Annotated in this window: 5 protein-coding genes; all 5 read right to left on the bottom strand. The window is 71.0% G+C overall.

Annotated elements, in window-relative coordinates:
* On the bottom strand, window positions 1–1647 hold a 1647-nt coding region (treZ, locus tag G3N98_RS35005), incomplete at its 3' end, for a malto-oligosyltrehalose trehalohydrolase (protein ID WP_206150692.1).
* Complete coding sequence (gene glgX / locus G3N98_RS35000; RefSeq protein ID WP_089459319.1) at window positions 1644–3770, bottom strand: glycogen debranching protein GlgX; 2127 nt, start codon at window positions 3768–3770, stop codon at window positions 1644–1646. The genes treZ and glgX, both read right to left, overlap by 4 nt.
* 32 nt (window positions 3771–3802) lie before the next feature.
* Window positions 3803–6010, bottom strand: a complete 2208-nt coding sequence (gene glgB, locus G3N98_RS34995; protein ID WP_206150691.1) for a 1,4-alpha-glucan branching protein GlgB — start codon at window positions 6008–6010, stop codon at window positions 3803–3805.
* On the bottom strand, window positions 6007–9420 hold the full coding sequence (treS, locus tag G3N98_RS34990) for a maltose alpha-D-glucosyltransferase (protein ID WP_206150693.1): 3414 nt from the start codon (window positions 9418–9420) through the stop codon (window positions 6007–6009). The genes glgB and treS overlap by 4 nt, the downstream gene beginning before the upstream one ends.
* Window positions 9420–11834: alpha-1,4-glucan--maltose-1-phosphate maltosyltransferase (locus G3N98_RS34985; RefSeq protein ID WP_206150690.1), on the bottom strand; the 2415-nt coding region annotated here is incomplete at its 5' end. The genes G3N98_RS34985 and treS, both read right to left, overlap by 1 nt.

Here is an 11834-nt window from a genome sequence, read left to right as displayed (position 1 = left end):
CCAGCGCGCGGCCAGCGCCTGCGGGTCGCCATCGCCCGCGAGCAGGTCGACGCCGAGCGCGCGGGCGCCGGGCAGGTTCGGCGTCACGAGCGCCGCACGCACGGTCAGGGCGCTGCGGTAGAAGCGCCGCCATGCATCGGTGTCGGGCGTGGTTTCGTCGCTGCTGCCGTGCAGCGTCGAACGCACGAACGTCGCGATGTCGTTCGGATCGGGAATCGCGTCGCGATGCGCGGCATCCGTGAACGCCGGAAAGGCCGCGAATTCACGGCGCCGGCCCTCGCGCACCGCGTCGGCAAGCGCGCCGCGATAGTCGGTGAAGAACTGGAACGGCTGCGTGCTGCCGTCTTCCTCGCCCATGAACAGCAGCGGGATCGACGGCGCAAGCAGCAGCAGCGCGGTCGCCGCGCGCACCGCGTCTTCGTTCGCGAGCGTGCGCAGCCGTTCGCCGAACGCGCGGTTGCCGACCTGGTCGTGGTTCTGCAGGAACGCGACGAACGCGGTCGGCGGCAGGTGCGCGCTCGGTTCGCCGCGCGGGGCGCCGTCGTGCAGCGGCGACGGCTCGCCCTGGTACGCGAAGCCTTCGCCGAGCGTGCGCGCGAGATGGCGCAGCGGCGCGTCGGCGTACGCGCGGTAGTAGCCGTCGCGCTCGCCGGTCAGCAGCACGTGCGCGCTGTTGTGGAAATCGTCGTTCCATTGCGCGTCGAAACCGCTGGGCCCGAGCAGGCTCGCCGCATTGCGCTCGTTCTCGAGCACGAGGTGCACGTGGCGCGTGTCGCCCGCGTACGCGCGCACGCGGCGCGCGAGTTCGCGCAGCCACACGTCGTCGTCGATCGCGTGCGCGGCATCGATGCGCAGCCCGTCGAAACGGAATTCGTGGAGCCAGTACAGCGCGTTCTCGATGAAGAACGCGCTCGTCTGCTCCCGCGAAAAGTCGATCGCCGGCCCCCACGCGGTCTGACGGTCCGCGCGGAAGAACGCGGGCGCGTAGCGCGGCAGCAGGTTGCCTTGCGGGCCGAAGTGGTTATAGACGACGTCGAGAAACACCTGCAGCCCGAGCCCGTGCGCGGCATCGATCAGCGCCTTCAGTTCCTCGGGCCGTCCGTACGACGGATCGGGCGCGAACGGCAGCACGCCGTCGTAACCCCAGTTGCGCGCGCCGGGAAACGTGTTGACGGGCATCAGCTCGATGGCGGTCACGCCGAGCGCGGCGATCTCCGGCAGCCGCCGCTCGACGCTCGCGTGGCCGCCGCATGCGCCGATGTGCAGCTCGTACAGCACCGTCTCGTGCCACGGGCGGCCGCGCCACGTGTCGTGGCGCCAGCGGTACGCAGCCGGATCGACGACCTGGCTCGGGCCGTCCACGCCGCCGGGCTGAAAGCGCGACGCGGGATCGGGCACCGCGAGATCGCCGTCGAGCCGGTAGCGATACAGCGTTCCGGGGCCGCACGGCACGACGGCCTCGAACCAGCCGTCGCCCACCGCGGTCATCGGGATGGCGGGCCGGTTTTCGCCTTCGATTTCGACGGCGGCCGTGCGGCTCGCGGGCGCCCACAGCCGGAAGCGCGTGCGGTCGGGCTCGATGCAGGTCGCGCCGAACGACGTGTCGAACGCATGCGAACCCGATGGACGGGCGGGGCGTGATCTCATGTCGGGTCTCCCGGAGACAGGTCGGTCGGCACGGCGGCCACCGCGATCGCGGCCGCGTGCGCGGCGACGTCGAGGCCGTCGGCCGGCCACGAGCGCGGGCCGGCGTCGGGCGTGGCCGTGTCGACCAGCACGCGATAGTCGAGCGCCGGCGCGGGCGGCGCGAACACGACCGTCTCGGACGACGCGTTCAGCATCACGAGCAGCGCCTCGGTGCGCCCGGTGCGGCCCGTGCCGACGCGCCGCATCGTCAGCGCACGGCGCTCGTGGTCCTGCCACGCGGGCACGGTCATCGGGTCGCCGTGCTCGTCGAACCAGCCGATCTCCGCCATGCCCGGCGCCGCTTCGCGGTCGCCCGACGGATAGCGCGGCGTGGACATCACCGGGTACATGCGCCGCAGTGCGGCAAGCCGCGACACGAAGCGCATCAACGTCACCGCTTCGTCGCCGCGCGCCTGATCCCAGTCGAGCCACGACAGCTCGTTGTCCTGGCAGTACGCGTTGTTGTTGCCGTGCTGCGTGCGGCCGAACTCGTCGCCGGCCACCAGCATCGGCGTGCCGAGCGCGGTGAACAGCGTCGCGAGCATCGAGCGCGCGACGCGGGCGCGCACGTCGCGGATCGCCGCGTCGTCGGTCGGCCCTTCGACGCCCCAGTTCGCGCTGCAGTTGTCGTCGCGGCCGTCGCGGTTGTCCTCGCCGTTGGCTTCGTTGTGTTTCGCCGAATACGACGCGAGATCGGCGAGCGTGAAGCCGTCGTGCGCGGTGATGAAATTGACCGACGCCCACGTATGGCGCCGCTGGTGGTTGAACAGGTCGGCCGACCCCGCGAGGCGCGCGGCGAGCTCCGGCCGCTGGCCCGGGTCGCCGCGCCAGAAGCGCCGCACGGTGTCGCGGAAGCGGTCGTTCCACTCGGCGAAACCGGGCGGGTGGCGGCCGAGCTGGTAGCCGCCGGGGCCGAGATCCCACGGCTCGGTGATCAGCTTGCGCTGCGCGAGCACCGGATCCTGCCGCAGCGCGTCGAAGAACCCCGCGCCGGGATCGAAGCCGTGTTCCTCGCGGCCGAGCGTCACGCCGAGGTCGAAGCGGAAGCCGTCGATGTTGAACGCGGTGGCCCAGTAGCGCAGCGAATCCATCACCATCTGCACGACACGCGGATGCGACAGGTTCAGCGTGTTGCCGCAGCCGGTCTCGTCGACATGATAGCGGCGGTTGTCCGGCATCAGCCGGTAGTAGCTCGCGTTGTCGAGGCCGCGCCACGACAGCGTCGGGCCGAGCTCGTTGCCCTCGCACGTATGGTTGTAGACGACGTCGAGCACGACCTCGATGCCGGCCGCATGCAGCTGGCGGATCGCGATGCGCATCTCGTCGAGCCGGCGCGTCGCGAGATACGCGGGCTCCGGCGCGAAGAACGCGGCCGTGTCGTAGCCCCAGTAGTTGCGCAGCCCGCGGTTCACGAGCGCGCGCTGCTGCAGGAATGCGTGGACGGGCAGCAGCTCGACCGTCGTCACACCGATCGACAGCAGGTGATCGATGAACGCCGGATGCGCGAACGCCGAGAACGTGCCGCGCTCGGGCGGGCGCAACCCGGCACGCCGCATCGACGCGCCGCGCACGTGGGTCTCGTAGATCACCGTGTTGCGCCACGACACGCGCGGGCGCCGGTCGGTGCTCCAGTCGAACGCCTCGTCGACCACCACGCACTTCGGCATCGCGGGCGCCGAGTCGCGCCGGTCCATCGACAGGTCCGCGCGGTTCGAATGCAGGCGATAGCCGAACAGCGCGTCCGACCAGCGGAACTGGCCGACCAGCTTGCGCGCGTATGGGTCGAGCAGCAGCTTGGTCGGGTTGAAGCGATGGCCGTGCTGCGGCTGGTACGGGCCGTCCGCGCGAAACCCGTACACGGTGCCCGGATGCGCGTTGGGCAGGTAGCCGTGCCAGATCTCGTCGGTGCATTCGGGCAGGTCGAGGCGCGCCAGCTCCTTGCGGCCGGTCGGATCGAACACGCACAGCTGGATGCGGTGTGCGTGCGCGGAAAACACCGCGAAGTTGGTTCCGAGGCCGTCCCAGGTCGCGCCGAGCGGGTAGCTACGGCCGGATTCCAGACGGGTGGGCAGGGCAGTCGGCATGCGGGGGATCTCCGTGTCGAGGGCGCAAGCATTCAGATGGGGCGCAGCCACAGCGTCGCGAGCGGCGGCAGGCGCAGGGTGGCCGACCACGCTTCGCCGTGCGCGGGCACGGCTTCGGCCCACACGGCGCCGTCGTTGCCGGCGTTGGTGCCGCCGTACGGCGCGGCATCGGTGTTCATCAGTTCCCGCCAGTGGCCGGGCGCGGGCAGCCCGATGCGATAACCGGCGCGCGGCACGGGCGTGAAGTTGCAGACCGCGACGACGAGATGCCCCGCGTCGTCGCGGCGCGCGAACGCGAACACGCTGTTGTCGCGGTCGTCGCCGATCAGCCAGGAGAAGCCGGCCGCATGACAGTCGAGCGCATGCAGCGCCGGCTCGGCCGCATAGGTGCGGTTCAGGTCGCGCACGAGCCGCTGCACGCCGCGATGCGCGGGCGCATCGAGCAGGTCCCAGTGCGGCGTCGCGTCGTGCGCGAACTCGGCCCATTGCGCGAATTCGCTGCCCATGAACAGCAGCTTCTTGCCGGGGTGCGCCCACATGAAGCCGAAGTACGCACGCAGCGTCGCGAGCCGCTGCCACGCGTCGCCCGGCATCTTCGCGACGAGCGAGCCCTTGCCGTGCACGACCTCGTCGTGCGACAGCGGCAGCACGAAGCGCTCGGAGAACGCGTACACGAGCCCGAACGTCATCCGGTCGTGGTGATAGCGGCGATGTACCGGATCCTCGCGCAGATACGCGAGCGTGTCGTGCATCCAGCCCATGTTCCACTTGAAGTCGAAGCCGAGCCCGCCGTCGCCGGTCGGCGCGGTGACGCCCGGCCAGGCGGTCGATTCCTCCGCGATGGTGACGACCCCGGCCGGCGCGGCCGCACCGTGCAGCGTGTCGTTCAGCATGCGCAGGAACGCGACCGATTCGAGGTTCTCGCGGCCGCCGTGCACGTTCGGCACCCATTCGCCTTCCGCGCGCGAATAGTCGCGGTACAGCATCGACGCGACCGCGTCGACGCGGATGCCGTCGACGTGATACCGGCGCGCCCACGCGAGCGCCGAGGCGACGAGGAAGGCGCCGACTTCGCTGCGCCCGACGTTGAACACGCACGTGTGCCAGTCGGGATGCAGCCCTTCGCGCGGGTCGGCGTGCTCGTACAGCGCGGTGCCGTCGAACTGCGCGAGGCCGTGCGGATCGTCGGGGAAGTGCGCGGGCACCCAGTCGACCAGCACGCCGATGCCGGCCGCATGTGCGCGGTCGACGAAGCGCGCGAAGCCGTCGACCGGCCCGAAGCGCGCGGACGGCGCGAACTGCGCGAGCGGCTGGTAGCCCCACGAGCCGCCGAACGGGTATTCGGCGATCGGCATGAACTCGACGTGCGTGAAGCCCATTCCCTTCACGTACGGAATCAGCCGCTCGGCGAGTTCGTCCCAGGTCGCGCTGCGGTTCATCTCCTCGGGCACCCGTAGCCACGATTCCGCATGCACCTCGTAGATCGACCACGGCACGCGGTAGCGGTCGGTGTGCGGCCGCGCGTGCATCCAGCCGTCGTCGTGCCATGCGAACGCGTCGAGCGCCGCGACGTCGGCGACGACCGACGCCGTGCGCGGCGGCGCCTCGGTCGCGCGCGCGCAGGGATCGGCCTTGTGCGGCAGCACGCGCCCGTCGGCCGCGCGCACCTCGTACTTGTAGCATTCGCCCGCGCCGATGCCCGGCACGAACAGCTCCCACACGCCCGACGGCCGGCGCAGCCGCATCGGATGGCGGCGGCCGTCCCAGCCGTTGAAATCGCCCACCACCGACACGCGCTGCGCGTTCGGCGCCCAGACCGCGAAGCGCACGCCGTCGGTGTCGTCGATGCGCGCGGGCACGGCGCCAAGGCAGTCGAGCACGGCGGCCGGGTCGCCGGCGGAGAAGCGGGCGAGCACGGCGTCGTCGAGCAGCGTGCCGAACGCATACGCATCGTCGATCACCTGCCGCGCGTCGGGCCAGTCGATCGCGAGCAGGTAGTGCGGCGCGCCGCCGTTGCGCGGGATCGTTCCCGCGAAGCAGCCGGCGCGATCGACGCATTCGAGCGTGCCGAGTTCGGCGCCTTCCGGCGACAGCGCATGCACGCTTGTCGCGCCGGGCAGCAGCGCGCGCACGACGACCTCGCCGGCCTGCCCGTGCGGGCCGAGGCACGCGAACGGATCGGGATGACGGCCGGCGAGCAGCGCCTCGATGTCGGATCGTTCGAACAGCGTGTCAGTCATCGTGTGCCTCCGTCGTCGGATGCGCCGCCGTCATCGAGCAGCCGTTCGACCAGCGCGGCGAGCCCGCCGACCGGCACGCTCAGCCAGTCGGGCCGGTTCGCGGCTTCGTAGCACAGCTCGTACGACGCCTTGTCGATCAGGAACAGCGCGAGCAGGCGATCGGCGTAGCGCGGGTCGACGAAACGCGCGGGCGCCTGCTCGGCGGCCGTGCGATAGCAGTCGACGAAGCGGTCGGCGGCGGCCTGCCCGAAGCGGTCGAACAGCGCGCGCTTGCGGCCGGCCGCCTGCGGCGGCGCCTTCTCGATCGCGAACTGCGCGGTCGCGCTCACGTACGACAGCGAACGCAGCAGGCCGGCCACGTCGCGCAGCGGATGCGATTTCGCGCGGCGGTGTTCGAGCGGGCGCGCCGGCTCGCCCTCGAAGTCGATCAGCAGCGCGTCGCCCTGCACGTCGAGCACCTGGCCCAGATGGAAATCGCCGTGGATCCGCATGCACTGCGCGTCGAGCGTGCGCGGCACGAGTTCGCCGAGCGCGCGCACGGCCGCGTCGCGCGACGCGAGCAGCGTGTCGGCCGCCGTGCGCATCGCAGGATCGAGCGCCTCGAGCCGCGTCTGCAGCACGTCGAGCGCGTGCTCGAACGACGCGATCGCGTCCGCGCACCAGCCGTCGACATGGCCGGGCGTCGCGTGCTCCGGTGCGAACGCGGGATCGTCGGACGGCTGCGCGAGCGCGACGTGCAGCTGGCCGAGCCGCGTGCCGATGATCCCCGCGAACGCCGCATAGCCGAGCAGCGCGTCGGGTTCCTCGTTCGTGTCGTCGTGTTCCTCTTCGTCGGCAGCCGGCAGCGCGAGCTCGTCCACCGCGCGCCGCAGGAAGTCGAACGAGCGCGTCCACGCGTCGCCCTGGTTGTCGACGTAGCGCTGCAGGATCGCGACCGTGTGCGGCGTGCCGTCCGGGTCGACGTGCACGACTTCGCCCGCGAGCGTCGCGGTGTTCGGGTAGCCGATCCGCGTGAGGTGCCGGCTCATTTCCGCTTCCGGATGCACGCCGTGCGCGACCTTGCGCACCAGCTTCAGCACGATCGCGTCGCCGATCACGAGCGAGCTGTTGCTCTGCTCGGCCGCGAGCCAGCGCACTTCGGCGTCGTCGCCGGGATCGAGCGCGGCGAGCGCGTCTTCCGGCAGGAACGCGAGCCGGCCGCCGTCGGTGGTCGGCACCGTCGCGCCGTCGCGCAGCTTGCGCAGCATCCCGTGCGCGAATGCCGGCAGCGCGAACGCGTCGGTCAGGTAGCCGACCGAATGGCCGCGCCGCACGCGCGCCAGCGCCAGCTGCGTGAACAGCGGCTGCGAGGTTTCACCGCCCCACGCGGCCGCGAGCGGCACGACGTAGCGTTCGACGTTGCCCGTCTCGCCGGATTCGACCCAGGCCTCCGCGTACTGGAACGGTTCGCCCGGCACCGGCGTGACGACGTTCAGCCGGGCCGTGCCGATCGCGCGGTCCTTCGACGCGAACCAGCGCCGCCGCGCGAGCCACGAGGGCAGGGCATCGTGCGCGAGCACGTGCAGCTGTTCGACGTTCGGCCGCGTATCGCCGCGCCGCATCACGAGCGTCACGTATTCGGGCAGCGGCTCCGCGTGCGGCTGCCGCCACGACGGTTCGCGGCCGTGCTCGGCGAGCACGAACCACAGGAACCCGTACGGTGGAAAGGTCAGCAGGTACGTGAGCTGCCCGATCGGCGGAAACGGCGAATCCGATGTCATCTCGATCGGCACGCGGCCCGCGAATTCGGACAGGTCGAGCTCGACGGCCTGCGACGCCCGCGACAGGTTCGCGACGCACAGCACCGGATCGTGGCCGTCCAGCTCGCGCAGGTACGCGAGCACCTTGCGGTTCTCCGGGCGCAGGAAGCGGATCGTGCCGCGCCCGAACGCCTGCGACGCGCGGCGCGTCGACAGGATGCGGCGCGTCCAGTTCAGCAGCGAATGCGGGTCGCGCGTCTGCGCCTCCACGTTGACCGCGTCGTAGCCGTACAGCGCGCCCATCACCGGCGGCAGCACGAGCTGTTCGGGGTCGGCGCGCGAGAAGCCGCCGTTGCGGTCCGACGACCACTGCATCGGCGTGCGCACGCCGTCGCGGTCGCCGAGGTGGATGTTGTCGCCCATCCCGAGCTCGTCGCCGTAGTAGATCACCGGCGTGCCCGGCATCGACAGCAGCAGCGAGTTGATCAGCTCGATGCGGCGCCGGTCGCGTTCCATCAGCGGCGCGAGCCGGCGCCGGATGCCGAGGTTCAGCCGCGCGCGCCGGTCGCTCGCATAGGTCTGCCACAGCAGGTCGCGCTCGGAGTCGGTCACCATCTCGAGCGTCAGCTCGTCGTGGTTGCGCAGGAACACGGCCCACTGGTTGCTCGGCGCGAGTTCCGGCGTCTGCCGCATGATGTCGACGATCGGGAAGCGGTCCTCGCTCGCGATCGACATGTAGATGCGCGGCATCAGCGGGAAATGGAACGCCATGTGGCATTCGTCCTCGTTGCCGAAATATTCCTGCACGTCCTCCGGCCACTGGTTCGCCTCCGCGAGCAGCATCCGGTTCGGATACTCGGCGTCGATCGTCGCGCGGATCCGCTTCAGGATCGCGTGCGTCTCGGGCAGGTTCTCGTTGCTGGTGCCTTCCCGCGCGACGAGATACGGCACCGCGTCGAGCCGCAGCCCGTCGATGCCGAGGTCGAGCCAGAAGCGCATCACCTGCATCACCTCGCGCACGACGGCCGGGTTGTCGAAGTTCAGGTCCGGCTGGTGCGAATAGAAGCGGTGCCAGTAGTACTGGCCGGCGATCGGGTCGTGCGCCCAGTTCGACGTTTCCGTATCGAGGAAGATGATCCGCGTGCCCGCGTATTTCGTGTCGGTGTCCGACCACATGTAGTAGTCGCGATGCGTGGAACCGGGCTTCGCGCGGCGCGCGCGCTGGAACCACGGATGCTGGTCCGACGTGTGGTTGATCACCAGCTCGGTGATTACGCGAATGCCGCGCGCATGCGCTTCGCGGATGAAGCGCCGCACGTCGGCCAGCGTGCCGTAGTCGGGATGCACGCCGCGGTAGTCGGCGATGTCGTAGCCGTCGTCGCGGCGCGGCGACGGGTAGAACGGCAGCAGCCAGATCGTGTCGACGCCGAGCTCGGCGATGTAGTCGAGCTTCGCAATCAGGCCGGGGAAGTCGCCGATGCCGTCGTTGTTCGAGTCGTAGAACGACTTCACGTGCACCTGGTAGATGATCGCGTCCTTGTACCACAGCGGATCGTCCGCGCAGAGCGCCGGCGCGCGGCGGCGCGAGCGGCGCCGGCGCGGGGTGCCGGCCGGCGCGAGCGACGGGAATTGCGCGCGGCGCACGTCGTCGAGGGAATCTTCGCGTTTCATCATCCATGGGCTCCCGAGGAGGGCCGGGCGTCGCCCGGTTCGTGCGCCGCCGCCCGCGCGGCGCCTGGAGACGGCGTGAGCCGCCAGATTGCATACGGGCGCACATGCGGATCGAGCGAGACGTACTGGCGATGCCCGCGCCAGGTTTCCGCATGCGTGGCGTCCTGTTCGAGCGCGTCGAGCGGTTCGCCGTCGACGAGCCCCAGGCCGCGCCACAGCGACGCATCGAGCGTGAAGTTCGCGACCTGCGGATGCCACGGATCGGTGCTGATCGCGACGACCACCACGCTGTCGAACGCCGGCGTCGCCTTCATGAACACGAGCACTGAGTCGTTGTCCGCGTCGAGGAACGTGAGGCCGAGATGGGTCTGCAGCGCCGGGTGGGCACGCCGCGCGCGGTTCAGCCGCGCGACCTCGGCGCCGATATGCGCGGCCTTGCTCCAGTCGCGCGAGCGCAGCTCGTACTTCTCCGCGTCCGCGTATTCCTCGCTGTCGGGCAGCGGCGCCGATTCGCCGAGCTCGAAGCCCGAGTACATGCCCCACGCGCCGGCCAGCGTCGCCGCGAGCGCCGCGCGGATCACGAACTGCGTGCGCGGCGCGTTCTGCAGGTGGCGCGGGTTGATGTCGGGCGTGTTGACGAAGAAGTTCGGCCGGAAGAACTCGCGCACCGGGCCGGTCGTCAGCTCGGTCAGGTAGTCGATGAATTCGCGCTTCGACTCGCGCCACGTGAAGTACGTGTACGACTGCGAGAAGCCGACTTTCGCAAGCCGGACCATCATCCCCGGCCGTGTGAACGCTTCGGACAGGAATACGACGTCCGGGTGCCGGCCGCGCACGTCGTCGATCATCCACGCCCAGAACGGCAGCGGCTTCGTGTGCGGATTGTCGACGCGGAAGATCCGCACGCCCGCGTCGACCCAGAACAGCACCGCGTCGCGCAGCGCGAGCCACAGGTCGGGCAGCGCGTCCGGCGCGTAGAAATCGGGGTTCACGATGTCCTGGTAACGCTTCGGCGGATTTTCCGCGAAGCGCAGCGAGCCGTCGGGCCGCCACGCGAACCAGCCCGGATGCGCGGCGAGCCACGGATGGTCGGGCGAGCACTGGATCGCGAAATCGAGCGCGATTTCGAGCCCGTGGCCGCGCGCGGCATCGACCAGCGCGCGGAACGAGTCGAGCGTGCCGAGCTGCGGATGCACGGCCGTGTGGCCGCCGTCCGGCGAGCCGATCGCGTACGGGCTGCCGACGTCGTCGGGGCCGGCCGTCAGGCTGTTGTTGCGGCCCTTGCGCGCGGTCGTGCCGATCGGGTGGATCGGCGGGAAATACAGCACGTCGAAACCCATGTCACGGATGCGCGGCAGGTGCGCGATCACGTCGTCGAACGTGCCGTGCCGGTGCGGATCGTCGCTCGCCGAGCGCGGAAACATCTCGTACCAGCTGGAGAAGCGGGCCGCGCGGCGCTCGACGTCGACCGGGAAGGTCGTCGTGTCGTGCGTGACGAACGGGCGGTAGCGCAGCGCCGCGAACGCGTCGGCGAGCGGCGCCGCGCCGAGCTGCGCGAGCCGCACGTCGGCCGATGCGTCCTTGAACTCGGCGACGAGTCGTTTCATCTGCGTGCGCGCGCGTGCATCGAGCGGATCGGCGAGCTTGAGCGCGGTCGCGAGCAGCAGCTGCGCTTCGCGCAGTTCGAGCGTCACGTCCTGGCCGGCCGCGTGTTTCTTCGCGACATCGTGGACGAGCGACGCCCAGTCGTCGCGCCAGGCAATCACGCGAAATTCATGGCGGCCGAGCCGGTCGAGCACGACGCGGGCGTGCCAGCCGTCGTTCGGTTCGGCTTCGAACGGGATTTCGCGCCAGTCGTCGTCGCCGGCGGCACGCCACTGCAGCGCGGCCGCGAGATGCGCGTGCCCGTCGGTGAAGATCGACGCGTGGACGACGAGCGTCTCGCCGATCACGCGCTTGACCGCGAAGCGGCCGCCGTCGACCGACGGCTCGACGCGCTCGATCGCGATCCGGTCGGCCGCGATCGCCGCGGACAGTGCGCCGCGCTCGTGTGCGGCGTCGCGGCGAGTCGTGACGGGCGGCGCCTGCCACGCATGCAGCAGCGCGTACGCGCCCGGGTCGAGCGTGAACGGTTCGAGCGCGGCCGGCGGGTGGGGGTGCGTGCCGTCTTGCGTGGCGACGCGCGTGAATCCGCCCGGCACGCCGGGCAGGATCGTCGCGGGGTCGACCGTCACCGCCGCGTCGAGCTCGGGATTCAACGCGATCAGCAGGGCCGCTTCGTCGTGCTCGAGCGACGGCCCGGTGCCGCGCAGCAACGCGGTCGCCGGTGCGCCGGGCGCGCTCAACTGCACGATTTCGCCGCGCGCGGCCGCCACCGGCGTGGCGCGGCGCCATGCGTTCGCGTCGGCGATCGG

Source organism: Burkholderia sp. Tr-20390 (genome assembly GCF_017104595.1).
Classification (GTDB): domain Bacteria; phylum Pseudomonadota; class Gammaproteobacteria; order Burkholderiales; family Burkholderiaceae; genus Burkholderia.
This window is presented reverse-complemented; position numbering and strand designations above follow the sequence as displayed.